At 74.5% G+C, this 24,024-nt stretch carries 22 protein-coding genes; 10 read left to right on the plus strand and 12 right to left on the minus strand.

The window, feature by feature from the left end:
- Positions 1-30 precede the first annotated feature (30 nt).
- Positions 31-906 carry a glutamate ABC transporter substrate-binding protein gene (locus tag CCE02nite_RS10835; protein ID WP_141389656.1) on the minus strand — a complete coding sequence of 292 codons (876 nt, stop codon included), beginning with the start codon at positions 904-906 and terminating at the stop codon, positions 31-33.
- A 103-nt stretch (positions 907-1,009) separates the two neighbouring features.
- Positions 1,010-1,828, minus strand: a complete 819-nt coding sequence (locus CCE02nite_RS10840) for an amino acid ABC transporter ATP-binding protein (protein ID WP_082141369.1) — start codon at positions 1,826-1,828, stop codon at positions 1,010-1,012.
- 102 nt (positions 1,829-1,930) lie between these two features.
- Here CCE02nite_RS10840 and miaB point away from each other — a divergent pair, with 102 nt between their 5' ends.
- Positions 1,931-3,604: a tRNA (N6-isopentenyl adenosine(37)-C2)-methylthiotransferase MiaB gene (gene miaB, locus CCE02nite_RS10845; protein WP_141389657.1), complete on the plus strand. Its 1,674-nt coding sequence runs from the start codon at positions 1,931-1,933 to the stop codon at positions 3,602-3,604.
- A 112-nt stretch (positions 3,605-3,716) separates the two neighbouring features.
- Here miaB and CCE02nite_RS10850 read toward each other — a convergent pair whose 3' ends face one another.
- Positions 3,717-4,229, minus strand: coding sequence for a type III secretion system chaperone family protein (locus tag CCE02nite_RS10850; protein ID WP_141389658.1), 513 nt, complete (start codon positions 4,227-4,229; stop codon positions 3,717-3,719).
- On the minus strand, positions 4,226-4,822 hold the full coding sequence (locus tag CCE02nite_RS21015; protein WP_371861918.1) for a type III secretion system chaperone family protein: 597 nt from the start codon (positions 4,820-4,822) through the stop codon (positions 4,226-4,228). The genes CCE02nite_RS10850 and CCE02nite_RS21015 overlap by 4 nt, the downstream gene beginning before the upstream one ends.
- 223 nt (positions 4,823-5,045) lie before the next feature.
- On the opposite strand from CCE02nite_RS21015, the gene CCE02nite_RS10860 reads away from it, so the two are divergent.
- Positions 5,046-5,666 (plus strand): hypothetical protein, encoded by a 621-nt coding sequence (locus tag CCE02nite_RS10860; RefSeq protein WP_141389659.1) that lies wholly within the window; start codon positions 5,046-5,048, stop codon positions 5,664-5,666.
- Here CCE02nite_RS10860 and CCE02nite_RS10865 read toward each other — a convergent pair.
- The 3 genes from CCE02nite_RS10865 to CCE02nite_RS10875 all read right to left on the minus strand — a co-directional run bounded on the left by CCE02nite_RS10865 (position 5,656) and on the right by CCE02nite_RS10875 (position 10,150).
- Positions 5,656-7,689 (minus strand): hypothetical protein, encoded by a 2,034-nt coding sequence (locus tag CCE02nite_RS10865; protein WP_141389660.1) that lies wholly within the window; start codon positions 7,687-7,689, stop codon positions 5,656-5,658. The genes CCE02nite_RS10860 and CCE02nite_RS10865 overlap by 11 nt on opposite strands.
- Complete coding sequence (locus tag CCE02nite_RS10870; RefSeq protein ID WP_443092603.1) at positions 7,686-9,551, minus strand: HSP90 family protein; 1,866 nt, start codon at positions 9,549-9,551, stop codon at positions 7,686-7,688. Before CCE02nite_RS10870 ends, CCE02nite_RS10865 begins: the two co-directional genes overlap by 4 nt.
- A gap of 98 nt (positions 9,552-9,649) precedes the next feature.
- A complete protein-coding gene (locus CCE02nite_RS10875) occupies positions 9,650-10,150 on the minus strand; it encodes a type III secretion system chaperone family protein (protein ID WP_141389662.1) in 501 nt (166 codons plus the stop codon).
- 176 nt (positions 10,151-10,326) lie between these two features.
- Here CCE02nite_RS10875 and miaA point away from each other — a divergent pair, with 176 nt between their 5' ends.
- Entirely contained in the window at positions 10,327-11,382 is a 1,056-nt protein-coding gene (gene miaA / locus CCE02nite_RS10880; RefSeq protein WP_141389663.1) for a tRNA (adenosine(37)-N6)-dimethylallyltransferase MiaA, read from the plus strand.
- Complete coding sequence (gene dapF, locus CCE02nite_RS10885) at positions 11,379-12,431, plus strand: diaminopimelate epimerase (protein ID WP_141389664.1); 1,053 nt, start codon at positions 11,379-11,381, stop codon at positions 12,429-12,431. The genes miaA and dapF overlap by 4 nt, the downstream gene beginning before the upstream one ends.
- A gap of 57 nt (positions 12,432-12,488) precedes the next feature.
- Here dapF and CCE02nite_RS10890 read toward each other — a convergent pair whose 3' ends face one another.
- Positions 12,489-13,178 carry a class I SAM-dependent methyltransferase gene (locus CCE02nite_RS10890; RefSeq protein WP_141389665.1) on the minus strand — a complete coding sequence of 230 codons (690 nt, stop codon included), beginning with the start codon at positions 13,176-13,178 and terminating at the stop codon, positions 12,489-12,491.
- Between the two features lie 158 nt (positions 13,179-13,336).
- On the opposite strand from CCE02nite_RS10890, the gene hflX reads away from it, so the two are divergent.
- The 3 genes from hflX to CCE02nite_RS10905 all read left to right on the plus strand — a co-directional run bounded on the left by hflX (position 13,337) and on the right by CCE02nite_RS10905 (position 18,189).
- Positions 13,337-14,884, plus strand: a complete 1,548-nt coding sequence (gene hflX / locus CCE02nite_RS10895; RefSeq protein WP_141389666.1) for a GTPase HflX — start codon at positions 13,337-13,339, stop codon at positions 14,882-14,884.
- 132 nt (positions 14,885-15,016) lie between these two features.
- Positions 15,017-17,128 (plus strand): ATP-dependent DNA helicase, encoded by a 2,112-nt coding sequence (locus CCE02nite_RS10900; RefSeq protein ID WP_371861919.1) that lies wholly within the window; start codon positions 15,017-15,019, stop codon positions 17,126-17,128.
- A gap of 50 nt (positions 17,129-17,178) precedes the next feature.
- On the plus strand, positions 17,179-18,189 hold the full coding sequence (locus tag CCE02nite_RS10905) for an L-lactate dehydrogenase (RefSeq protein WP_141389667.1): 1,011 nt from the start codon (positions 17,179-17,181) through the stop codon (positions 18,187-18,189).
- 96 nt (positions 18,190-18,285) lie between these two features.
- On the opposite strand, the gene lexA is transcribed toward CCE02nite_RS10905, so the two are convergent.
- Positions 18,286-19,020 carry a transcriptional repressor LexA gene (lexA, locus tag CCE02nite_RS10910; RefSeq protein ID WP_141389668.1) on the minus strand — a complete coding sequence of 245 codons (735 nt, stop codon included), beginning with the start codon at positions 19,018-19,020 and terminating at the stop codon, positions 18,286-18,288.
- Between the two features lie 331 nt (positions 19,021-19,351).
- Between lexA and CCE02nite_RS10915 the strand changes: the two genes are divergently transcribed.
- On the plus strand, positions 19,352-19,720 hold the full coding sequence (locus tag CCE02nite_RS10915) for a LysM peptidoglycan-binding domain-containing protein (RefSeq protein ID WP_255318798.1): 369 nt from the start codon (positions 19,352-19,354) through the stop codon (positions 19,718-19,720).
- A 450-nt stretch (positions 19,721-20,170) separates the two neighbouring features.
- The gene (gene nrdR / locus CCE02nite_RS10920; RefSeq protein ID WP_255318799.1) at positions 20,171-20,704 is read left to right on the plus strand and encodes a transcriptional regulator NrdR; all 534 of its coding nucleotides are present in this window, start codon (positions 20,171-20,173) and stop codon (positions 20,702-20,704) included.
- A 62-nt stretch (positions 20,705-20,766) separates the two neighbouring features.
- Here the strand turns inward: nrdR and CCE02nite_RS10925 are convergent, their stop codons facing one another.
- Positions 20,767-21,858, minus strand: coding sequence for an aldo/keto reductase (locus CCE02nite_RS10925; RefSeq protein ID WP_141389669.1), 1,092 nt, complete (start codon positions 21,856-21,858; stop codon positions 20,767-20,769).
- Between the two features lie 164 nt (positions 21,859-22,022).
- Between CCE02nite_RS10925 and CCE02nite_RS10930 the strand changes: the two genes are divergently transcribed.
- On the plus strand, positions 22,023-22,217 hold the full coding sequence (locus CCE02nite_RS10930) for a DUF5302 domain-containing protein (RefSeq protein ID WP_141389670.1): 195 nt from the start codon (positions 22,023-22,025) through the stop codon (positions 22,215-22,217).
- Positions 22,218-22,275: 58 nt separating this feature from the next.
- Here CCE02nite_RS10930 and CCE02nite_RS10935 read toward each other — a convergent pair whose 3' ends face one another.
- Positions 22,276-22,695: a pyridoxamine 5'-phosphate oxidase family protein gene (locus CCE02nite_RS10935; RefSeq protein ID WP_141389671.1), complete on the minus strand. Its 420-nt coding sequence runs from the start codon at positions 22,693-22,695 to the stop codon at positions 22,276-22,278.
- A 118-nt stretch (positions 22,696-22,813) separates the two neighbouring features.
- On the minus strand, positions 22,814-24,013 hold the full coding sequence (serA, locus tag CCE02nite_RS10940) for a phosphoglycerate dehydrogenase (RefSeq protein WP_141389672.1): 1,200 nt from the start codon (positions 24,011-24,013) through the stop codon (positions 22,814-22,816).
- Between the last annotated feature and the right edge of the window lie 11 nt (positions 24,014-24,024).

Here is a 24,024-nt window from a genome sequence, read left to right on the forward strand (position 1 = left end):
CCCGCGCGCGGCTCCCCCGACCGTGGACGGTCAGGCGCAGGGGTCGACCGTCGGCGGGTTCTCGCTGGCGTTGGGCGTGTACCCGGTGCCCTCGGTGTTCTTCGTGACGAACTCCTCCCAGGAGCCGTCCTCGATCATCTTCTCGATCGCGGCGTTGACGTCCTCGCAGACGTCGTTGTCCTGGGGGAGCCCGACGCCGTAGCGCTCGGTCGAGAACGGCGCCCCGACGACCTTGACCTTGCCCGCGTTGGCGGGCTGGGCGGCGAGGCCCGCGAGGATGATGTCGTCGGTCGTGACGGCGTCGACCTGGCCCGCGGTGAGCGCGGTGACGCACTCGGCGTACCCGGGGCGCTCGAGGAGCTGCACGCCCGCGGCGTACTCGTCCTTGATGCGCTGCGCCGACGTCGAGCCCGTGACGGAGCACAGGTTCTTGCCCTCGAGCGACTCCGGCCCCGTGATGTCCGTGTTGTCCTCGGCGACGAGCAGGTCCTGCCCGGCCACGAAGTACGGCCCGGCGAACGCGACCGTCTCCTTGCGCGTGTCGGTGATGGAGTAGGTCGCGAAGATCATGTCGACCTGACCGGTCTGGAGCATCGTCTCGCGCTGGGCGGACGGCGCCTCGACCCACTCGATCTGGTCCTCGCCGTACCCGAGCTCCCCCGCCACGTACGTGGCGACGTCGACGTCGAAGCCCGTGTAGCTGGAGCCGTCCTGGTACCCGAGACCCGGCTGGTCGAACTTGATGCCGATCTTGATCGAGCCCTCGGCGCCACCGCCGGTGTCGCCCGAGTCGGTGGCCCCGTCGGTCGCGGTGTCCTCGCCGCCGACCTCGCCGCCGCCGCACGCCGCGAGCGTGAGCGCGGTGAGAGCGGCCAGCACGGCAGCACCTGCGTGTCGTGTGCGCATCGTTCCTACCCTTCGTGAGTGGTGGCCGCCCGTCGAAGGTGTGCCTCGACGGTCGACCGGGTTCTGGGGCTGTCGGGCCGGGCCCGTGGGCGCCCGGCGTGCTTCAGTGGGTGAGGATCTTCGAGAGGAAGTCCTTGGCGCGGTCGCTCTTGGGCGCCGTGAAGAACTCCTCGGGGTGGGCCTCCTCGACGATCTGGCCGTCGGCCATGAAGACGACCCGGTTCGCGGCCTTGCGGGCGAAGCCCATCTCGTGCGTGACGACGATCATCGTCATGCCCTCCTTGGCGAGGGCGACCATGACGTCGAGGACCTCGTTGATCATCTCGGGGTCGAGCGCCGAGGTGGGCTCGTCGAAGAGCATGACCTTGGGCTGCATCGCGAGCGCGCGGGCGATGGCGACGCGCTGCTGCTGCCCGCCGGAGAGCTGGGCGGGCATCTTCTGCGCCTGGTTCATCACGCCGACGCGGTCGAGCAGCGCGAGGGCGCGGTCCTTCGCGACCTTCCCCTTCTCACGCCGCACCTTGACGGGGCCGAGCGTGACGTTGTCGAGGATCGTCTTGTGCGCGAAGAGGTTGAAGGACTGGAAGACCATGCCGACGTCGGAACGCAGGCGGGCGAGCTCCTTGCCCTCCTCGGGCAGGGGCTGCCCGTCGACGCGGATCTCCCCGGAGTCGATGGTCTCCAGCCGGTTGATCGCGCGGCACAGCGTCGACTTGCCGGAGCCGGACGGTCCGATGACGACGAGCACCTCGCCGCGCCGGACCGTGAGGTTGATGTCCCGCAGCACGTGCAGGTCCCCGAAGTGCTTGTTGACGTCGCGCAGCTCGACGAGCGGCTCACCGAGGACCTGCTCGGCGGGGAGGGGCTGAGCGTCCTGCGCGCTGCGCTGCGCGTCGGACGGCGAAGAGGTTTCGTCGGCCATTCCTGGATACTATGTCCCTTCTGTTGCACGGTGCCACCTCATCCGGCAACAGTCGGGCAACAGTTCAGTAACACGGCACCCGGCGCCGTACCCTGGACGGTGATGTCCACGATCGCCCCCGCCCCCGTCCCGGCCGCACTCGCACCCGGTGCCACCCTCGGTGCGCCGGTCGACGACGCGCACCCGCGCACCTACGTCGTCCGCACGCTCGGCTGCCAGATGAACGTCCACGACTCCGAGCACATGGCGGGGATGCTGGAGGAGGCGGGATACACGCGCGCGAGCGCGGACGACGAGGCCGCGAACCGCGCCGACGTCGTCGTGATCAACACGTGCGCGGTGCGGGAGAACGCCGCGACGCGCCTCTACGGGAACCTCGGCCAGCTCGCCTCGGTGAAGGCCGCGCGGCCCGGCATGCAGATCGCCGTCGGCGGGTGCCTCGCCCAGAAGGACCGCGGCACGATCGTCGAGAAGGCGCCGTGGGTCGACGTCGTGTTCGGTACGCACAACCTCGACGCGCTGCCCGTGCTGCTCGAGCGGGCGCGCCACAACGAGGCCGCGCAGGTCGAGATCGCCGAGTCGCTCCAGGTCTTCCCGTCCACGCTGCCGACCAAGCGCGAGTCGGTCTACGCCGGCTGGGTCTCGATCAGCGTCGGCTGCAACAACACGTGCACGTTCTGCATCGTCCCGCACCTGCGCGGCAAGGAGCGCGACCGTCGCCCGGGCGAGGTCCTCGCCGAGGTCGGGGCGCTCGTCGAGGCAGGAGCCATCGAGGTCACCCTGCTCGGCCAGAACGTGAACAGCTACGGCGTGGAGTTCGGCGACCGCGGCGCGTTCGCCAAGCTGCTGCGCGCGTGCGGGACGATCGACGGCCTCGAGCGCGTGCGCTTCACGTCGCCGCACCCGGCCGCGTTCACCGACGACGTCATCGCGGCGATGGCCGAGACGCCGAACGTCATGCCCCAGCTCCACATGCCGCTCCAGTCGGGCTCCGACCGGATCCTGCGCGCCATGCGCCGCTCCTACCGCTCCGAGCGCTTCCTCGGCATCCTCGACCGCGTGCGCGCCGTGATGCCGGACGCCGCGATCACGACCGACATCATCGTCGGGTTCCCCGGGGAGACCGAGGAGGACTTCGCGGAGACGATGCGCGTCGTCGAGGCCTCCCGCTTCTCCTCGGCCTTCATGTTCCAGTACTCGCCCCGCCCCGGGACGCCCGCCGCGACGATGGACGGCCAGCTCCCCAAGGAGGTCGTGCAGGAGCGCTTCGAGCGGCTACAGGCGCTCCAGGAGCGCATCGCGGGCGAGGAGTCGGCCCGTCAGGTCGGCCGGACGATCGACGTTCTCGTCGGCGAGGGCGCCGGCCGCAAGGACGGCGCGACGCACCGCGTGACCGGTCGCGCCCCCGACAACCGGCTCGTCCACCTCGCGCTCCCCGCGGACGTCGTGCCCACGGCGCCCGCCGTCGCCGCGGCGTCGTCCGCCGCGACGCCCGGGTCCGCGGACCCGCGCCTCGCGGACGGCCTCGACCCTCGCCTGCCGCGGCCCGGCGACGTCGTGACGGTGGAGGTCACGCGCTCGGCCCCCCACCACCTCATCGCCGACTCGGCGCTCGCGGGCGGCACGTTCGCGGTGCGCCGCACCCGCTCCGGCGACGCCTGGGCGACGCGCGAGCGCGCCCGCCTCGGCGGGGGCGAAGACGACCACGGGCACGGACACGGCGGCGGCGCCCCGTCCGGCCCCGTCGTCCTGGGCCTCCCCACGCTCCGCGCCTGAACCCCCGGACGTCCGACGTCGAGCGCGGGCGGGTCAGGCAGGACGGGTAGGTCGGCGTCGAGCGCGACCGGGCGTCAGAGCCGCGATCGTGAGCCGATGTCGACGGCCGTCGTCAGCCGTCCAGCGTTCCCGGGGGCAGCTGCGCGCCGATGGCGTGGAAGAGCTGCACGGCGGTCCCGAGACCGCACGAGACGGTCTGCGCGAGCTGGTCGTCCGTCGCGCCGTGCTCGAGGTCCACGGAGACCTCCGCGTAGAGTGCGAGCCGGCCCGCCTCCTCGCGGACGTAGACCTTGGGCCAGATGCGCTCGCGGTTCCAGTCGTTGACGGCCTGGAGGGTCACGAGCCGCGACTCGAGGGGGAGCGACGTCGACCAGCGGCCCCGGACCTGGAGGATCTCGGAACGGTCGCCGAGCAGCAGGAACCAGAACCGGTGCCCGTCCCACGTCCCGGTGATGTCGCCGTCGTCGTCCACGCGGAAGTGGTACCCGCGGCGCGTGAGGTGGTCGCCGATGCGCGCCATCGACAGCGCGCGCGGCAGCTCCTCCTCGCGGGGGAGCGAGTCGGGCGCCTTCGGCCGGCGGTTGCCGAACAGGCGCGTGAACCAGTTGGTGCGGGCCTGCGTCATGGCGCCTGCCTCGCGGGGTCGGGGTAGAACTCGTCGAGCGCGTCGAAGAACATCGACCCGGTGCTCAACCCGCACTGGAGGAGCTGGTCGAGCTGGTCGTCCGTCACCCCGTGCTCGAGGTCGACGGTCACCTCGGTGAAGACCTGGATCATCCCGTTGTCGCGCACGCGCGTGTACGTCTTGGGCCAGATCCGGTCGGCGTTCCACTCGTTGCAGAACTCGAGGATCTCCTCCAGCCGCTCGAGCGCGAGGTCGCGGTTCCACTGGCCGCGGACCTGGAGGATCTCGTCACCGTGGCCGAAGAGCAGGAAGTAGAAGAGGCGGCCGTGCCACAGCCCGCCCACGTCACCGTCGGAGTCGACGAAGTAGCTGTAGCCGCTGTCCGTGATCCACTCGACGACCCGGGAGAGCGCCAGCGGGGTCGGGGGGCGCAGCACGTCGGTCGCGACCTGTCCCAGCTCTCGCGCCAGGAGGTCCTCGACCTGCGACTGCAGCTCGTCCCCGGCGCGGCCGGGTACCGCCCCGCCGTCCGGAACCTCGCCGGGATCACCGTCCCGCCGGTCGTCGTCGTCCCGCGCCCCGAAGAACCTCACCCACCCACCGTACTCGCGCGCGCCCCTGGACGTCGCATCGCGGACCTCGTCCGCGGGCGCTCGCGGCGGCGCACCCGGGTCGCGCAGACCGCTGCGCGACGTCGGGACGGCACGGTCGCGCCGCATCGCCGCGTGCACCCCGTGGGGCACCTCCGGCCGCTGCCGTCCGGCGCTGGCCTCCGGGTCGGCCCGAGGTCGTCGCAACGACGGCTACGGTGGGCCCGTGACCGTCCGCGCCGTCGTCCTGCCCGGTACCCCGCTCCTCGTCCCCGGCGCCGCGGGCGGCAGCACGGTGCTCGACGACACGCGCGCGGCGGCGCTCGCGGCGCTGGTCCGACTCGTGGACGGTGTCCGGCTCGTGCGGGGGGACGGGACCGCGCCCGTGGTCGTCGTCGCGCCGGGAGCGGCGAAGACGCGGGGTCCGGCGCGGGCGTCGCTCGCGGCGGCGGGCGTCGCGGACCCCTGGCTCGACACCACGTGGGCCGTCGCGACACGTCCGGGTACGCAGGACCGCCCGGTAGCGGGGACGGCCGCGTCGGTGGGGCTTCTCGCGCTGGCCGGCGCGGGCTGGACGGGCCCCGTCGACGTCGTCGAGCTCGACGACGCCGACCCGCCCGCCGCGCACGCGCTCGGCGCGAGCCTCGCCCGGCAGGGCGCGCGCCTCGTCGTGGTGCACGACCCGCGGGCCGCGGCGCCCGACGCGGTGCTCGCCGGGTTCGGCGCCGCGCCCGACGCCGGTCACCGTCACGTCGCGACGGGCGAGTACGAGCAGCACCACTACGAGGTGCGCTGGTACGACGACGTCGCTCCCACCGCCCCGGCCGGCAGGCCCGTCAGCCGCTGAGCCCCGCTCCGACGGCCGCCGCGTCCTGCTCGCGACCGAGGCGACGCAGGGTCGCGACGAGCTCGTTCGCCACCAGCGTCCGGGCGTCGCGGTCGTGGACGATCGCGAAGCCCTCCATCGCGGACTCGAGGAGGTCGACGGCCTCGGCGTCGGCACCGGCCTCGCAGCGCGAGCGCCCCGCGAGCCAGAACGCGTGAGCGGCGTCGCCGACCTGCCCCGCGCGCGCGAACTCTTCTGCCACGTCCTCGGCGAGCGTCGCGGCGGCGTCGAGCTCTCCCGCGGTCGCCAGCAGCCGGGCTCGGGTGTCCCGCAGGTCGCGACGCTCCTGCGCGTCGGCCGCCGCGTCCCGCTCGACGAGGTCGGCAGCACGGGGGGCCTGCTCGGCGACGGCGGACCCGGCTGCGTCGAGGTCGTCCAGCGTGCGCTGGAGCTGCGCGAGCGCTCCGGTCACGTCGCCACGCTCGGCCTCGAGCCGGGCGTACGCACGGACGACGGGGCCGACGAACCGGGGTGGGACCCCGCCCGCGCGGACGAGCGCGAGGGCGTGCACGAACGCCGGGGCGGCGCCCTCGGCGTCGCCCTCGACCGCGGCGAGCTGGGCCGCCTCGGCGAGCGCGAACCCGGCCCGGTCGAGGTGGCCCGCCGACTCCAGGAGCGTCGACGCGCGCCGCAGGAGCTGCGCCGCACGCACCGGGTCCTCGCCCGCGACGTCGTCGGCGAGCCGGAGCAGCCCGTCGGCGTCGCTGGGCTCGGCCGCGGCGTGCCCGACGTGCCCGGAGCCGTGCTCCGTACCGGGGTCTGCCCCGGTCGCGCCGCCGGGGAGCGACGGGGTCGTGCCGCCCGGTGAGGACGCCGCCCGGACGTCCGCCGCGCCGTCGTCCACCGCGAGACCGACCGGGTCGCCCGCTCCGGGCACCGGCGCGGCCGACAGGACCGAGAGGTCGACGGGGACCGTGTGCGACCCGTGGTCCCACGCGGCCCGCAGACGCTGGGACGCCGCGAGCGTGCCGTTGCGGGCGTCGAACGAGGCTGCGAGCTCGGCCGCCTCGCGGCGGACCCAGTCGTCGAGCTCCGCGACGGTCGACGCGGGCACGTCGCGCAGGGCCAGCGGCGCGTCCGCGTGCTCGGCCCGCAGCACGCCCGTCGCGACGCTCACGCTCGTGAGGAAGCCGAGGCGGTCGCCCGGCGAGTCGGCCTCGGTGAGGAACGCCTGGTGCTCGCCGAGCAGGCGCAGCGCGCGCGACGCGTTGCCCGTGCGCGCGAGGAACTCGACGTGCCGGCCCTTCGGCCCCGTCATCGACACACCGGTGTCGAGGTGTCGCAGGCCGCGCCGGTGCGTGCGTGCGGCGGCCTCGGCGTCTCCCACCTCCAGGTACGCGAGCTGGAGGTGGGAGAGCATGTCACCTGGCTCCGTGGCGCACGAGGGCGACCCCTGGAGCACCTGCTCGAGGAGCCGGATGCCCTCCTCGTGGCGGCCCGTCTCGAAGAGGTACGCGGCGCGATCGCCCGGTTCGCACGCCTCGCACTGGGAGTACTCGTCCCGCGGGGTCGCGACCCAGGCGCGATAGGCGTCCTCGACGTCCGCGCCGCCCCGCTCGCGGGCCCACTCGAAGCGCTCCAGCTCGACGGCGTTCGTCCCGTTCCCCGCGAGCGCGTAGCGCCGCGCCATGTCGTCGAGCGTGCGCTCGATCTGTGCGGCGGGAACCGAGGGGAACTCCATGAGGTGCCCGACCATCCACTTGAACGACCAGAAGAGCGAGTGCGCGTCCTCGGCGTCGAAGTGCTCGGGGTGCTCGTCCCACCAGCGGAGCATCTTGGTGAACGGCAGGTAGGCCTTGGTGACCTCGCCACCCCAGACGAAGGACTCGACGAGGACGAAGAGCGCGTACGCGCGCGCCCCGTCCGGCCCCTCGGCCTCGACGCGCTCGACCTCGGCCGCGGCGGCCGTGGAGCGGGCGAGGCCGTAGGGCATGCGGCGGACGTCGTACAGCGCGGCGTTCACCTGGTCCACGGACCGGGTCATCGGTTCTCCTCGTCGGTGTGCTGGTCGGTGTGCTGCTCGGTGCGGGGGCGCGCGAGGGCACGGGCCAGCAGGAGCGACAGCGAGTCGTTCATGAGCGCGGCCTCGACGGGCTGGAGCGCCTTGCCCGACGCCAGCACCGCGGTGACGTACAGGGACCGGGCCCCCGCGGCACGGACCTCGGCGTCGGGGCTCGCGAGCAGGTCGCGCACCGTGTCGTTCGCGTCGTTGAGGACCAGCCGACGGGGGCGGGCCGGGCCGCTGAGACCCGCGAGGATCTCGCCCCACAGGTCGTCCGTCTCGGCCACGCGGGCCGCCTCCCGCGCGTGGTCGCCGTCACGGTCGTGCAGCAGCATCGCGGGCAGGGCCTCCGGCTCGTACCGGCGCAGCACGACGTCGCAGTCCTGGTCGGCGAGCGCGGCGTCGACCGACGCGAGCGCCTCCGCGACCTCGAGCTCGCGCAGGGGCTCGACCTCGGCGAGGCCGTGCGCGACGTCGGTGGCGGAGACCGGCGACAGCCGCCACTGCGGGAACCGCGCCGCGACGCGCTCGAGCAGGTCCGCGTCGTAGACGTACCCGCCGTTGACGACGGCCAGGCCCTGGGCGGCCGCGACCGGGGCGATCCGGCGGAACTCCTCGACGCTCGAGGTGTAGAGCAGGCGGCCCTCCGGGTGCGCCTCCGCGAGGTCGGCGAGCGTCCCGGCCCCGGCGGTCGTCTCGAACGGCAGCACGCGCGCCGCGACGTCGAGCATCTCGTCGTCGGTGAGCGCGAGGGCCCGGACCGCGAGGTGGTGGGTCTCCAGGAAGCGTCGCGCGAGGACGGTGTCCGCCGCGAGCGTCTCGAGCAGCCACCGGCGGACCTGCGCGCCGAGCGCGTCCCGGGTCGCGAGCAGGACCTCGTCCTCGTACAGGCCCTCGCGCGACGCGGTCGGCCGCAGCACGGACGCGTCGAGGACGCACCGGACGAAGAACGCCCACGGGGGCAGCAGGTCGTCGACCGCGCTGCCGAGCAGCATGCGCTTGAGGTAGACCCGGTGCCGCGCCGTGGTCGTCGGCGCGACCGCGGCCGGGAGCACGTACGCCACGCCGGACAGGCCTGCGAGGGGCAGGTCGAGGTCGATCCGGGCGAGCGGCCCGAATCCCAGCGTCCGCTCGGCGTAGCCCGTCAGGGCCGCGTCGCGCGCGGCGGGCGTCGGGTGCGCGGCGCGCCAGGGGAGCTCGTCGACGCTCAGCCGGCGCAGCACGACGGGGGCGTCCACGCCGTCCGCGGCCTCGCCGTCGAGACGCGTCTCGACGAGCAGCTCGACGGGCAGGAGCGAGCCGAAGTCCTGCGCGAGCGCGACCACCGTCTCCGGTGCGAGCCAGTGCTCGGTGTCCCGGCGCGGGCGCAGCCGCACGACGCTCCCCGGCCCCGCGGGCGCGTCCGGGTCGTCCGGGCCCAGCTCGACGAGCTCGTACCGCCCGTCCGCGCGGCCCCGCCAGCGGACCGGGGCCGCGCGTCCTCCCGAGGGCGCCGGGCGGGCGGAGCGCGACACGAGCTCGATCTCGTCGGCGACCATGAACGCCGAGAGCAGCCCGATGCCGAACTGGCCCAGGAACTCCTCGCGCCCCGAGCCCAGCTCCACGTCGCGCTTGGAGCTGCGCCCGATGGTCGCGAGCAGCTCCTGCGCCTCGTCGCGGGTCAGGCCGACGCCCGAGTCGTGCACCTCGAGACCACCGTCAGGCAGCGGGCGCAGCAGGATGCGGCTCGGGGTCTCCGGGCCCTCCAGGGCGACGCGCGCCGTGATGGCGTCGACCCCGTTCTGCAGGAGCTCGCGCAGGTAGACGCGCGGGCTGGAGTACAGGTGCCGGGCGAGGAGGTCCACGACGCCCCGCAGGTCGACCTGGAACGCCGCCGTCGCGTCCCCGCCCGGGGCCGTGGCGTTCGGGTGGCTCCCGCCGTCGGCGCGCTCGTGCGCCGCGCTCACCGCGCGTCGACGTCGGCGGTGCCGTCGGTGACCACGCCCTGCGCCGCCGTGTCGGGGAAGCGCTCGTCGAGCGCGTCGAAGAACTGGAGGCCCGTGAAGAGCCCGCACTCGACGAGCTGGCCGAGCTGGTCGTCCGCCGCGCCGAACTCGAGGTCGGTCGCGACCTCGGTGTAGACGGCGACCTGGTCGTCCTCGACCCGCGTGTAGACCTTGGGCCAGATCTTGTCGCGGTTGAACTCGTTGGCGACGAGCACGACCTGCGCCTCCGCCGCGGCGGGCAGCGTCCGGTTCCACCGGCCGCGGACCTGGAGGATCTCCTGCTTCTCGCCCATGAGGAAGAAGAAGAACACCTTGCCGTCCCAGTTGCCGCCGAGGTCGCCGTCGGAGTCGACGAAGTACTTCCAGTCGCGGCTCTTGAGGAACGCCTCGACCCGCTCGCGCGTCAGCGGCGCGTTCTGGCTCGTCGGGGCGGCGTCCGGCTTGGTGAAGAAACCCATGTCTCGAGTCCTTGTCGTCGGTGTGAGGGTCCGTGCGCCGCCCGCGAGAGGGCGGGTCGGGGCACGCGACGGGGTCGGTGGCGGGCCCGCGAGCAGGCGGGCCGTCCACCGGACACACTACGCATCACCGCCCACACGACCCAGGTCCGTGCCACCCGGCCGGTACCGTTGCGCGGGTGAAAACCGAGCACGACCCGACCGGCGCGCAGGACGGGGGCGACCGGCGCGGCCGCCGCGTCGTCGTCGCCGTCGTGGGGCCGACCGCCACCGGCAAGTCGGACCTCGCCCTCGACCTGGCCGAGCGGTTGTCCGTCCCCGGGGCGCCGGCGGAGATCGTCAACGCCGACGCCTACCAGCTCTACCGCGGCATGGACGTCGGCACCGCGAAGGTCCCCGTGGACGAGCGCCGCGGCGTGCGTCATCACCTGCTCGACGTGATCGACCCCGTCGAGGACGCGTCGGTCGCGCGCTACCAGGCCGAGGCCCGGCGCGCGCTCGACGAGATCGCCGCGCGCGGGGCGCGCGCCGTCGTCGTGGGCGGGTCGGGCCTCTACGTGCGCGCGCTCCTCGACGACATGCGGTTTCCCGGCACCGACCCCGCCGTGCGCGCGGCGCTCGAGGCGCGCGCCGAGGCCGAGGGCACGCGCGCGCTGCACGACGAGCTCGCGCGGCGCGACCCTGCGGCCGCCGCGAGCATCGGCCCCGCCAACACGCGGCGGATCGTGCGCGCCCTGGAGGTCATGGAGCTCACGGGGGAGCCGTTCACGGCGAACCTCCCGCGGCAGGCCTACGTGCGCCCGACCGTCCAGGTGGGCCTCGACTGCGACCGCGAGGTCCTCGACGCGCGCGTGGCCGGACGCGTCGAGCGCATGTGGGCGCAGGGGCTCGTCGACGAGGTGCGCCGGGTGGAGTCGCAGGGGATGGGGCGCACCGCGCGTCGCGCCGTCGGGTACGCCGAGGTGCTGGCGGCGCTCCACGGGGAGGTGACCGAGGACGCCGCGCGCGAGGCGGTCACCGCCAACACGCGTCGTCTCGCGCGCAAGCAGATGGGCTGGTTCGGGCGGGACCCGCGCGTGCACTGGCTCGACGCGCAGTCCCCGACCCGCGTCGAGGACGCGCTGGTGCTCGTGGCCCACGCAGACGAGCGCGCGGACGCCGTCGCGCGGGGCGACGTCCCCGAGCCGGACGAAGCGGACAGCGACGCGCCGGTGCGCCGTAGTCTGGGCTCATGACGCGCACCCGCTTCACCAAGGGCCACGGGACCCGCAACGACTTCGTGCTGCTCGCGGACACGAAGGGCGAGCTCGACCTCACGCCCGAGCTCGTGCGCGCGCTCGCGGACCGCCGCGGCGGGATCGGCGGAGACGGCGTGATCCGCCTCGTGCCGACCGCGCTCGTGCCCGAGTCGCGCGAGGTCCTCGCCGAGGACCCCCACGCCATCTGGTTCATGGACTACCGCAACGCCGACGGCTCGGTGGCCGAGATGTGCGGCAACGGCGTGCGCGTGTTCGCCGCGTTCGCCGAGCGGCTCGGGCTCGTGAGCTTTGCGGGCGGGACCGAGGTGCCCGTCGGGACGCGCGCGGGCGTCAAGCGCGTGCGCAAGGAGGCCGACGGCTGGTTCGCGGTCGACATGGGCCGCTGGTTCCTGCCCGGCGGCCGCCCCGCGCTGCACGACGGCTACGACGCGACGGTGGTCGTGCGCGGCTGGGAGGTCCCGCGCCCCGCGCTGAGCGTCGACCTCGGCAACCCCCACACCGTGCTCGCCGTCGCGCGCGAGGACCTGCTCGACCGCGCGGACCTCACCGAGGCGCCCGTCGTGGAGCCGCACCCGGCGCACGGGACGAACGTCGAGCTCGTGGTGCCGCTGGGCGAGACGACGGCCGACGACGGCACGCTCGTCGGGCGCGTCCGCATGCGCGTGCACGAGCGCGGGGTCGGGGAGACGCCGTCGTGCGGGACCGGCGCCTGCGCCGCGGCGCTCGCGGTCCGCGTCTGGGGCGGCCCGGACGCGCCGGACACCTGGCTCGTCGACGTCCCGGGCGGGACCGTCCGCGTGCGCGCGCTCGAGGGGGACCGGGTCGAGCTCGCGGGGCCCGCCGAGCTCGTGTACGCGGGCGAGGTCGACCTCGCGTCGCTCCTGCCCGCCCCGGCCGGAGCGGGTGCCGAGGACGCCGCCGACGCGGTTCCCGAGGGCGACGCCGGGTCGGAGGGCGCTCCGCGCGCCGACACCGGTGAGGTCGTCCCCGACGGGACGCCGGAGGCGGAGCGCACCGCGGTCTGACGGGCGGCCGCGGCGCGCGGTCGGTCCGGCGCGCCGGACGCGACGCAGCGGTCCGGCTCAGCCCGGCGCCACGACCTCCAGGACCCGGAAGCCCTTCGCGCTCGCGGCGCGCTCGACGACCGCGCCCGGCAGGAGGGGCGGCAGCGCCTCGCCGAGCCAGCGCTGGAGCGAGTCCGAGCCGAGGTTGCGCTGCACGACGAGGTGCGCGCTCGCCCCCGGCGCGAGGCGCGGCAGCCAGTGCAGCAGCATCGTGTGGAGCACGTCCTTGCCGACCCGGATCGGCGGGTTGGACCACAGGGCGGCGAACGCGACGTCGTCGGGCACGTCGTCCGGGAGGACCGCGCGGACGTTCGGCAGGCCCAGCCGCTCCGCGTTGCGCCGCACGAGGTCGAGCGCGCGCTCGTTGACGTCGACCGCCCACACGGTCGCGTCCGGGGCCTCGATCGCCATCGTCAGCGCGACCGGGCCCCAGCCGCAGCCGAGGTCGACGACGTGCGCCGGGCCGCCGCCGGCCCGTGCCGCCACGACCGCGTCGAGCGGCGGGGTGGTGCGGAGCAGGACCTGCGTGCCGAGGTCGAGGCGACCGGGGGAGAAGACGCCGGACGCGACCTCGACCTCCACGTCCCGGCCTGCCAGGCGCACGGAGATCGTGCGGCGCTCGGCGGCGGACGCCGGCCTCGCGGTGAAGTAGTGGTCGTGCGCGCCGTCCTGCGCGGGGTCGACGGCGGAGTCCTGGTCCTCGGTCACGTCGGCCGATCCTACGCGGGCACACCCGTCGGCGACGGCGGTGCGGTCCGTCCGCGCGGCCCTCACCCGCTTATCCGCTGGCCTCGGGACGATTTCCCGTGCCACGCTTGTTCTCCTACCACGGCGCACGAGCGCCGCTCCGTGACGAAAGGCGGCACATGACCCAGACCCCAGCGACCCCCACCCCGGCTCAGGACGAGCCGACCGGCGCGACGCGGGACATCGCGAGCGACGTCGTGGCGCGGGTGCTCGCTCGGGCCGGGACGGCGCGCGCCGAGGGCGGCACGGTCCACGCACGGCACGACGGCGAGCAGCTCGAGCTCGAGGAGCGCAGCGCACTGCGCCGCGTGGTCGGCCTGTCGACCGAGCTCGAGGACGTCACCGAGGTCGAGTACCGGCAGCTGCGACTCGAGAAGGTCGTGCTCGTCGGGCTGTGGAGCCCCGGCTCCGACCCGCGCGAGGACGGCGCGCCCAGCTCCGCGGAGGAGGCCGAGATCTCGCTGCGCGAGCTCGCGGCCCTCGCCGAGACGGCGGGCTCCCAGGTGCTCGACGGCGTGATCCAGCGCCGCGCGAAGCCCGACCCGGGCACGTACCTCGGCTCCGGCAAGGCGGCGGAGCTCGCCGACGTCGTCGCGGCCGGCGGCGCGGACACGGTCGTGATCGACGGCGAGCTCGCGCCCTCCCAGCGTCGTGCGCTCGAGGACATCGTCAAGGTCAAGGTGATCGACCGGACCGCGCTGATCCTCGACATCTTCGCCCAGCACGCGAAGTCCCGGGAGGGCAAGGCCCAGGTCGAGCTCGCCCAGCTCGAGTACCTCCTCCCGCGCCTGCGCGGGTGGGGCGAGTCGATGTCCCGGCAGGCCGGTGGCCAGGTCGGCGGCGCCGGCGCGGGCATGGGGTCGCGCGGCCCCGGTGAGACGAAGATCGAGCTGGACCGCCGCCGCATCCGCAACCGCATGGCGAAGCTGCGCCGCGAGATCCAGGCGATGGCCCCGGGCCGCGAGACCAAGCGCGCCTCGCGCAAGCGGCACGCGATCCCGTCCGTCGCGATCGCCGGGTACACGAACGCGGGCAAGTCGAGCCTGCTCAACGCCATCACCGGCGCGGGCGTGCTCGTCGAGAACGCGCTGTTCGCGACCCTCGACCCGACGGTGCGCCGCACGCGCACCGAGGACGGTCGCGTCTACACGCTCGCCGACACCGTCGGGTTCGTGCGGGCCCTGCCCCACCAGCTCGTCGAGGCGTTCCGCTCGACGCTCGAGGAGGTCGGCGACGCCGACCTGCTGCTCCACGTGGTGGACGCGTCGCACCCCGACCCGGAGGGTCAGATCGCGGCGGTCCGGCACGTCCTGGCCGACATCCCGGGCGTGGAGGACGTGCCCGAGGTGATCGTCCTCAACAAGGCGGACCTCGCGGACCCGGAGACCATCGCGCGGATCCGCCTGCGCGAGCGCCGCACGGTCGTCGTGTCGGCGCACACGGGCGAGGGGATCGAGCACCTGCGCGAGCTCATCGCGCACGAGCTCCCGCGCCCGGACGTCGAGATCGACGTCGTGGTGCCCTACCACCGCGGCGACCTCGTGCACCGCGTGCACACGGAGGGCGAGATCGACCACGAGGAGCACACGCCCGAGGGCACGCTCCTGCGCGGACGTGTCGCCCAGGCGCTCGCGACCGAGCTCGTCGGGGCCTCGGCGCAGGGCTGAGCGCGCCGGGCGGGTCTCCCGCCCGACCCCTTCCACGACCCCGTACGGCGCGCGCCGTGCGGGGTCGTGCCGTGCCCGCGCCGTCGTCCACAGGGCCGCCGGCCCGTGGGTGCCCGACCGTAGACTCGGTGGGTGCCCCCCTCCACACGACCCGCCCCCGACCATGTCGACGCCGAGGGGCCGGGCACGACGGCCGGCGCCTCGGGAGGCGACGTGCCCGAGGTCGACGCGCTCCTCGACGTCGCCGTCACGCGGCTGGGCGGGGCGCGGCGCGACGGTCAGCACGCGATGGCGCGCGCGGTCACCGAGGCGATCGAGGGCTCGGAGCACCTCGTCGTCCAGGCGGGTACGGGCACGGGGAAGTCGCTCGGGTACCTCGTGCCCGCCGTGCGGCACGCCGTCGCGACGGACGAGCGGGTGATCGTCTCGACCGCGACGCTCGCGCTCCAGCGCCAGGTCATCACGCGAGACCTGCCGCTGGTCGCCGACGCCGTGGCGGACCGTCTCCCGCGCCCCGCCACCATCGCGCTCCTCAAGGGGTGGCACAACTACCTGTGCGTCCACAAGATCGCGGGCGGGTACCCGGCCGACGAGCCGACGCTCTTCGACCTGCCGGGCGAGTCGGCGGGCGCCGCCGACCACCCCGCCGCGCGCGGCGGGACCGGCGCGGCGGCGCTCGGCGAGCAGGTCGTGCGGCTGCGCGAGTGGGCCGACGAGACGTCGACCGGCGACCGCGACGACCTCGTGCCCGGCGTGAGCGACAAGGCGTGGCGCCAGGTCTCCGTCACGGCGCTCGAGTGCCTCGGGCAGCGGTGCCCGATGCTCGCCGAGTGCTTCCCCGAGAAGGCGCGCGCGACGGCCCGCGAGGCCGACGTCGTCGTGACCAACCACGCGATGCTCGGCATCGCGGCGATGGGGTCGCCCGGCGTGCTGCCCGAGCACGACGTGCTCGTCGTCGACGAGGCGCACGAGCTCGCGGACCGGGTGACGGCTGCCGCGACGGTCGACCTGTCGGTCCCGGCGATCGAGAGCGCCGCACGGCTCGCGCGCCGGCACGGCGGTGTCACGACGGACGCGCTCGACGCGGCGTCGGCGGCGTTCGGGACGGTCGTCGGCGCGCTGCCCGCCGAGCGGTTCCCGGACGGGCTGCCGGACGACGCGCGCTCGGCCGTCGCGGCGGTGCGCGACGCGGCGCGCGAGGTCCTCTCGACGCTCAAGCCCGAGACCGGGGTCACCAAGCCCGCCCAGCCGGACTCCGGGCTGAAGATGGCCCAGTCGACCATGCTCCAGCTCTTCGAGGTCGCCGAGCGCATGGCCGCCGACCCGACCGGGCACGACGTGCTCTGGTGCTCCCGGCCCGGCGAGGGCGGCTGGTCGGCCGACCGGTTCGGCGAGGGCGCCAGCCGCCTGCACGCCGCCCCGCTGGGTGTCGCCGGCCTCATCCGCACGCACCTGCTCGCCGAGCGGACCGGGGTGTTCACGTCCGCGACCCTCGCGCTCGGCGGGAGCTTCGACGCCGTGGCGCGCACCTTCGGCCTCGGGAGCGGTGGCGAGGGCGGCGACGCCGACGCGCCGCGGTGGCGCGGGCTCGACGTCGGGAGCCCGTTCGACTATGCGCGGCAGGGGATCCTCTACGTGGCCAAGCGCCTGCCGACGCCCGGCCGCGAGGCGTCCACGGAGCACCAGCTCGACGAGATCGCGGCCCTCGTGGAGGCCGCGGGCGGGCGCACGCTCGGTCTGTTCTCGTCGCGCCGGGCCGCGGTCGCCGCGGCGGAGGCGATGCGCGAGCGGCTCGACGTGCCGGTCCTCTGCCAGGGCGACGACCAGCTCCCCACGCTCGTGCGCGAGTTCGCCGCCGACCCGGCGACGTGCCTGTTCGGCACGCTGTCGCTGTGGCAGGGCGTCGACGTCCCGGGCCCGTCGTGCCAGCTCGTGCTCATCGACCGCATCCCGTTCCCGCGCCCGGACGACCCGGTCAAGTCGGCGCGGGCGCGCGCGGTCGAGGCCGCGGGCGGCAACGGGTTCATGCAGGTCTCCGCGACGCACGCCGCGCTCCTGCTGGCGCAGGGCGCCGGCCGGCTCGTGCGGTCCACGGCGGACCGGGGGGTGGTCGCGGTCCTCGACCCGCGTCTCGTGACCGCGCGCTACGGCACGTTCCTCACGCGGTCCATGCCGGGGTTCTGGCAGACGACCGACCGCGACGTCGCTACCGCTGCGCTACGGCGCCTCGCCGCCCTAGGCTGAGTCCTTCCCGCGAGCACCAGGGATTCCAGCGAACTTTTCACGGAGGCGAGATGACGACGAGCACGTCCCCGCAGGGCACCGGCGACGCGACCACGGGCGGTCCGGGAGGGGGAGCGCGGACCACCAAGCTCGCGATCGTCGGGGCCGGCGCGGTCGGGTCGACGCTCGCGTACGCGGCCCTCATGCGCGGCGCCGCGCGCACGGTGGCGCTCCTGGACGTCAACAAGGCGAAGGTCGAGGCGGAGGTGCTCGACCTCCAGCACGGCATCCAGTTCATGCCGATGGCCCGGGTCGAGGGCTCGGACGACGTCGCGGTGTGCACGGGGGCGGACGTGGTCGTCGTGACGGCGGGGGCGAAGCAGAAGCCCGGCCAGACGCGGCTCGACCTCGCCGAGGGCACGATCGGTCTCATGCGCACGATCCTGCCCGGGCTGGTGGAGGTCGCCCCGGACGCGGTCTACGTCATGGTGACCAACCCCGTCGACATCGTCACGTACGCGGCGCTCAAGTTCTCCGGGCTGCCGCCGACGCAGCTCTTCGGCAGCGGGACGGTGCTCGACTCGTCGCGCCTGCGCTTCCTCGTGGCCCAGCACTGCGGCGTCGCGGTGCAGAACGTCCACGCGTACATCGCGGGCGAGCACGGCGACAGCGAGATCCCCCTGTGGAGCTCCGCGACGATCGGCGGCGTGCCGCTCCTCGAGTGGCCCGGCCTCGGTGGGCGGGGGCCCCTCACGGGGGAGGTGCGTGACGACATCGCGCGCGAGGTCGTGCAGTCGGCCTACCGGATCATCGAGGGCAAGGGCGCGACGAACTACGCCGTCGGGCTCGCGGGCACGCGCATCATCGAGGCCGTGCTCGACGACGAGCACCGCATCCTGCCCGTCTCGACGCTCCTGGACGGCGCGTACGGGCTCGACGACGTGTGCCTCTCGCTGCCGACGCTCGTCGACCGCCGCGGCGCCGCCGAGCGGGTCGAGGTCCCGCTGGCCGACGAGGAGCTCGCCGGCCTGCGCTCGTCCGCCGAGTCGCTGCGCGCCGTCGCACGCCGCTTCGGTCTCTGACCGACCGGGCCCGCCGACCGGGCCCGAGCACCGCGAGAGCCGGGTGGTCGACGACCACCCGGCTCTCGGCGTGCTGCGCGGTGGGACCGCGGTCGCTCAGAGGCTGCGCAGGACGGAGACGACGCGCCCGAGGACCTGGGCGTCGTCGCCGGGGATCGGGTCGTACGCGGCGTTGTGCGGCATGAGCCACACGTGGCCGTCCGTGCGGCGCAGGGACTTCACCGTGGCCTCGCCGTCGATCATCGCCGCGACGATCTCGCCGTTCTCCGCGACCGGCTGGCGGCGCACGACGACCCAGTCTCCGTCGCAGATCGCGGCGTCGATCATCGAGTCGCCCTGGACCCGCAGGAGGAAGAGCTCGCCCTCGCCGACGAGCTGGCGGGGCAGCGGGAAGACGTCCTCGACGACCTGCTCCGCGAGGATCGGCCCGCCGGCGGCGATGCGTCCGACGACCGGGACGTACGACGGCGCGGGGTGCGCCTCGTCGTACGTGGGCTGGGGCGCGGCGCCCGCCACCCCGAGCGGCGTCGCGCGTCGCGCGTCGTCCGGCTGGACGACCTCGATCGCGCGGGGACGGTTCGGGTCGCGCCGGAGGAAGCCCTTGCGCTCGAGCGTCGTGAGCTGGTGCTTCACGGACGACGGGCTCGTCAGGCCCACCGCCTCGCCGATCTCCCGCATGCTCGGCGGGTAGCCGCGCTGCTCGACGCACGCGCGGATGGTCTCGAGCACGAGGCGCTGCCGCGGCGTGAGCCCGTCACCCCCTGCCGACCCGTCCGGGAGCTCGCGCACCTCGGCGAGCCCCCGTGCCCTGTCCGTGCCTCGTGCCGCCATGGTCGCTCCGCCTTCGTCCGTCGCGGCCGCCGACGCCTCCCGGCCTGCGGCCTCCCTCCCCGGGGCGTGCGCCCCGGGACCTCGGTCGTTCCTCCAGGTCCGGGCGGACATGTCCGGCGAACCGACCTGACCCCAGGCTAGGGGAGGTTGCGACACGAATCAAACACCTGTTCGAGCATGTCTCGACTCTGCCGGTCGTTCGTGATACACCTTCGTACAGGTGTTCTACGTACACGTGTTCGACCGACCCGGTCGGCATGGAGGCGAAGGGCTCGCGGCGTCCGATCGACCGGGGAAGGCGATCGGGTCCGCGGGCCGGGACGGAGCAGGCATGGATGCGATGGCGATCTCGGCGGTCGGGCCACTCGGCCGCGCGGGCGGGGCTGCGATGCCGGAGCGCGCGGGCGAGCGGCCGCTGCGGCTCACGCGGCGGGGCCGTGTGGTCCTCGTGCTTCTGGCGGCCGTGGTGCTGCTGCTCGCCGCGCGCGTGGGTGTCGCCGTCGCGAGCGGACCGGGCGAGCCTGTGGAGGTCCGGGTCCACGTCGTGGCCGCGGGGGAGACGCTGTGGGAGCTCGCACAGGGCGTGGCGGCTCCGGGCGAGGACCTGCGGGACGTCGTGAGCGGGCTCGCCGAGCTCAACGGGCTCTCGTCGTCGGGCCTCCAGGCCGGGCAGAAGATCCTCCTTCCGGCGCCGGCCTAGGGGGCGCGCCCGTCGGCCGTCATGGGCCGGACTGCGGTGTGACGCAGGACACGGCACAAAACCCCCGTGTGCGGTGTCCCAGGGGTTGCAATCCCTGATTAGGTCCACCTAAGTTAGTGCTACCTCACCACGCCGGCTGGGGGGCTGGGCGCACGAGGCGAGGAGCACGCGGTCCACCGCGACTCCTGTGCACGTCGCCGCGCGTGAGGCGAGTCACGCGCGAGATGGGGACGGGGGCGTCCCGACGGGGGCGGTCGACAACGACCGCCCCCGTTCTGCTGTCCGCGGACGGCCGTCTGTGCGCCGGGGTCCACCCTCCGCGGGGTCCCGGCTGCGCCGTCGTCCACCCTCCGCGAGGCCCCGGCGTCGGAGGCGTGTTGCACCGCCCCGCCGCGACGGCATACGTTCGTCGCGCCGACCCGTCGGCGCGAACCCGCGGAGGAGCCCGCCATGCACTGCCCGTTCTGCCGCCACGCGGACTCCCGCGTCGTCGACTCGCGCACCTCGGACGACGGCGCGTCGATCCGTCGGCGCCGCCAGTGCCCCGAGTGCAACCGCCGCTTCACGACGATCGAGACTGCGAGCCTGTCCGTGGTCAAGCGCTCAGGCGTCACGGAGCCCTTCTCGCGCGAGAAGATCGTCAACGGCGTGCGCAAGGCCTGCCAGGGGCGCCCCGTCAACGAGGACGACCTCGCGGTGCTCGCGCAGCGCGTGGAGGAGACGATCCGGGCGAGCGGCAGCGCCGAGCTCGACGCGTACGAGATCGGGCTCGCGATCCTCGGGCCGCTGCGTGAGCTCGACGAGGTCGCCTACCTGCGCTTCGCGAGCGTCTACCAGGCGTTCGACTCGCTCGAGGACTTCGAGAGCGCGATCACCTCGCTCCGGGTCGAGCGCGAGGAGCGCGAGTCGGCGGCCCGGGCCGAGGGCTCGGACGACGCCGCTCCCGCTGCGGACGTGCGCGAGGAGCCCGCGCCGCACGCCTGAGCAGGCGATGCCGCGCCTCGTCGTCGCTCCCGCGTCGTGGTCACCGGACCGCGTCGGCGGTGCTACAGGTCGCTGGACCGCGACGCCCAGATGTTGATGCCCGTGTCTGCGGGCAGCGCGTCGACGGCAGCGAGCTCCTCCGCGGAGAGGCCCGGCGCGTCGAGCGCGGCGAGGTTCTCGTCGAGCTGGCGCGTCGAGCTCGCGCCGAGCAGGACCGAGGTGACGCGCTCGTCCCGCATCGCCCAGAGGATCGCCGTCGTGGCGAGGCTGCGCCCGTGGGCGCGGGCGAGGCCGTCGAGCCGGCGCACGTGGTCGAGGTTCGCGTCCGAGAGGAACGCCGGTCGCAGGGGCCCGCCGCGCGCCGCACGGGAGTCGTCCGGGACCCCGTGCAGGTACCGGTCGGTGAGCATCCCCTGGGCGAGCGGTGAGAAGGCCACGACGCCGAGGCCCTCGGCCCCGGCGACGTCGAGCACGGACGCGCCCGCGGGGTCGTGCGGGTCGGGCTCCTCGACCCACCGGTTGAGCATCGAGTACGACACCTGGGTCACGACCAGGTCGACCCCGAGCTGTTCCGCGACACGCAGCGCCTCCCGGGTGCGGCGCGCCGAGTAGGAGGAGATGCCGGCGTACCGCGCTCGCCCCGAGCGGACCGCCGTGGCGAGCGCGCCGACGGTCTCCTCGAGCGGCGTCGTCGGGTCGAAGCGGTGGGAGTAGAAGATGTCGACGTGGTCGAGCCCGAGCCGGCGCAGCGACGCGTCGAGGGACGAGAGCAGGTACTTGCGCGAGCCGCCCTCGCCGTAGGGGCCTGGTCCCATGCGGTAGCCGGCCTTGGTCGTCACGACGAGCTCGTCGCGGACCGGCCGCAGCTCGCGCGCGAGCAGGCGCCCCAGCGACTCCTCCGCCGCCCCGCCCGGCGGACCGTAGTTGTTCGCGAGGTCGAGGTGGGTCACCCCGCGGTCGACCGCGTGGAGCACGATCTCGCGCTGCGTCGCCCCGGGGTCGGCGTCGCCGAAGTTCTGCCACAGGCCCAGCGAGACGGTCGGCAGCGCGAGCCCGGAACGACCGAGACGGCGGTGCGGCAGCGAGGCGGGGTCCGTGGGCGACGGCGCCGCGCTGGGTCGGGCGGCGGGAGCGGGGGAGGCGTCGGACGGCACGGTGCCGACGCTACCCGACGCCGTCCGACGACCGTCGGGGAGCCGACAGGCCGGGGGACAAATCAGGTGGCGTCCGGCGACGGGGTGCGGGAGGCTTGCGAGATGCCCGCGCCGTCGGGCCGACCGCAGTGCACGACCGAGTTCCCATCGACGAGGAGACCGCCATGGCGTCCGACCAGCAGCGATCCGCTGCAGAGACCGCACCGACCGACGAGGCCAAGGCGAAGTTCCGGGAGGCGCTCGACCGGAAGAACGCGGCGCGCCACCGGACGGCGGACGGCGAGACCAACACCGGGTCGGTGCACGGCTCCGAGACCGTCGGCCCGGTCCAGCGCACGTTCCGCCGCAAGTCCGGCTGACCTTCGTCCCGTCGTCCGGTCGTCCCGCACGGGGCGGCCGGACGACGTGTGTCCGGGGTCAGTCCTCCGACCGGGCGAAGCGCCGTCCCGTGAGCTCGCGGGCCTCGACCACGACCCACTCCTCGGTCGGCACGTCGACGGTGGGGACGAGCGGGTCCGCACCGTCCTGGACGGCGTCCACCTCGTGCTCGCTCCGGATCCGGTGGGCGGTCCCCCGGGCGACGACGCTCCATGCCCCGTCGTCGTCGACGTGGTCCCACTCGAGCGCGACGCGCTCGTTGGTCGCGAGAGTCGCGAGCTTGGTCCCCGGGACGGTGCGGAACGCGAGCGTGCGCCGGTGCGCCCGCACGGTGACGGGGTAGATGTCCGGCTCGCCCCGCACGCTCACGGCGAGGCGTGCGACGTGGGTCCCCTCCACGAGGTCCCACGACGCGTCGGCGTCGAGGATCTGCGGCCCGTCGTGCGTGTATCCGGTCATGCCTCATCGTGGCACCGACGCGGACGGGGCGCTCAGCGGCGAAGGTCATGCCGCCCGAGGACCTTCGCCGCGTGCGCCGGGCGACCGGCGCACGCGGCGAGATCGCCCGCGGTGGGCGTCAGTCCAGGATGCGCAGGGCGATCGTCTGCTCCATCGCGGCCAGCGCGTCGATGACGGCGGGCTCGACGCGCGAGCCGACGTCGGTGACGACGTAGCCGATCTCGCCACGGGTGGCGAGCAGCTGGCCCTCGATGTTCGTGCCGTGCTCCGCGAGCGTCGCGTTGACGGCCGCGAGGACGCCCGGCGTGTTCCGGTGCAGGTGCGTGATGCGCGTGATCCCGGTGGTCTGCTCGAGCGCGAGGTTCGGCACGTTGACGCTGAGCGTCGTCGAGCCCGTCGTGAGGTAGTCGCGCAGCTTGGCCGACACGAACTGGCCGATCGCCTCCTGCGCCTCCTCGGTGGACCCGCCGATGTGCGGGGTGAGGATGACGTTCGGCAAGCCGCGGAGCTCGGAGTCGAACGCGTCGCCCTTGCGCTTGGGCTCGTGCGGGAAGACGTCGACCGCCGCACCGGCCACGCGACCCTCCACGATCGCCTCGCGCAGGGCGCCGTAGTCCACGACGAACCCGCGCGACAGGTTGAGGAAGATCGAGCCCTGACGCATGCGGGCGAACTGCTTGGCGCCGAACAGCCCGGCGTTGCCCTGGCGGCCGTCGACGTGCAGCGTGACGACGTCCGCCTGCTCGAGCAGCTCGTCGAGCGTGTCCATGCGGCGCGCGTTGCCGAGCGCGAGCTTCTCCGCCGTGTCGTAGAAGACCACGGACATGCCGAGGTTCTCCGCCACGACCGAGAGCTGCGTCCCGATGTTGCCGTAGCCCACGATGCCGAGCGTGCGGCCGCGGACCTCGTGCGCGCCCTCCGCCGACTTGTCCCAACGGCCCTCGTGCAGCGCGCGGTCGCGCTCGGTGAGGCGGCGCGTGAGCGCGATGATCTCGGCGAGCGCGAGCTCGACCACGGAGCGCGTGTTCTGGAACGGGGCGTTGAACACGGCGACGCCCTGCGTCGCGGCGGAGCGCAGGTCGATCTGGTTCGTGCCGATGCAGAACGCGCCGAGCGCCACCAGGTCGGGGGCGTTCTCGAGCACGTTCGCGGTGACGTTCGTCTTGGACCGGATGCCGAGCAGGTGGACCCCGTCGAGGGCCTCGATCAGCTCGGACTCGTCGAGGGCGCCGGTGCGGACGGTGACGTCGATGCCCGCCGCCTCGAGGTTCGAGGCAGCGAGAGGGTGCAGGTTTTCAAGGAGGAGGGCGCGTAGCACGCTCCCATGGT

Origin of the sequence: Cellulosimicrobium cellulans (assembly GCF_006539945.1) — a bacterium.
Taxonomy (GTDB): domain Bacteria; phylum Actinomycetota; class Actinomycetes; order Actinomycetales; family Cellulomonadaceae; genus Cellulosimicrobium; species Cellulosimicrobium cellulans.

Excerpts from the sequence above, each read along its gene's own strand:
- dapF (WP_141389664.1), top strand. The coding sequence starts at position 11,379 with ATGACGCGCACCCGCTTCACCAAGGGCCACGGGACCCGCAACGACTTC.
- hflX (WP_141389666.1), top strand. The coding sequence starts at position 13,337 with ATGACCCAGACCCCAGCGACCCCCACCCCGGCTCAGGACGAGCCGACC.
- CCE02nite_RS10905 (WP_141389667.1), top strand. The coding sequence starts at position 17,179 with ATGACGACGAGCACGTCCCCGCAGGGCACCGGCGACGCGACCACGGGC.
- CCE02nite_RS10915 (WP_255318798.1), top strand. The coding sequence starts at position 19,352 with ATGGATGCGATGGCGATCTCGGCGGTCGGGCCACTCGGCCGCGCGGGC.
- lexA (WP_141389668.1), bottom strand. The coding sequence starts at position 19,020 with ATGGCGGCACGAGGCACGGACAGGGCACGGGGGCTCGCCGAGGTGCGC.
- miaB (WP_141389657.1), top strand. The coding sequence starts at position 1,931 with ATGTCCACGATCGCCCCCGCCCCCGTCCCGGCCGCACTCGCACCCGGT.
- CCE02nite_RS10865 (WP_141389660.1), bottom strand. The coding sequence starts at position 7,689 with ATGACCCGGTCCGTGGACCAGGTGAACGCCGCGCTGTACGACGTCCGC.
- CCE02nite_RS10835 (WP_141389656.1), bottom strand. The coding sequence starts at position 906 with ATGCGCACACGACACGCAGGTGCTGCCGTGCTGGCCGCTCTCACCGCG.
- CCE02nite_RS10840 (WP_082141369.1), bottom strand. The coding sequence starts at position 1,828 with ATGGCCGACGAAACCTCTTCGCCGTCCGACGCGCAGCGCAGCGCGCAG.
- CCE02nite_RS10930 (WP_141389670.1), top strand. The coding sequence starts at position 22,023 with ATGGCGTCCGACCAGCAGCGATCCGCTGCAGAGACCGCACCGACCGAC.
- nrdR (WP_255318799.1), top strand. The coding sequence starts at position 20,171 with ATGCACTGCCCGTTCTGCCGCCACGCGGACTCCCGCGTCGTCGACTCG.
- CCE02nite_RS10875 (WP_141389662.1), bottom strand. The coding sequence starts at position 10,150 with ATGGGTTTCTTCACCAAGCCGGACGCCGCCCCGACGAGCCAGAACGCG.
- CCE02nite_RS10850 (WP_141389658.1), bottom strand. The coding sequence starts at position 4,229 with ATGACGCAGGCCCGCACCAACTGGTTCACGCGCCTGTTCGGCAACCGC.
- CCE02nite_RS10935 (WP_141389671.1), bottom strand. The coding sequence starts at position 22,695 with ATGACCGGATACACGCACGACGGGCCGCAGATCCTCGACGCCGACGCG.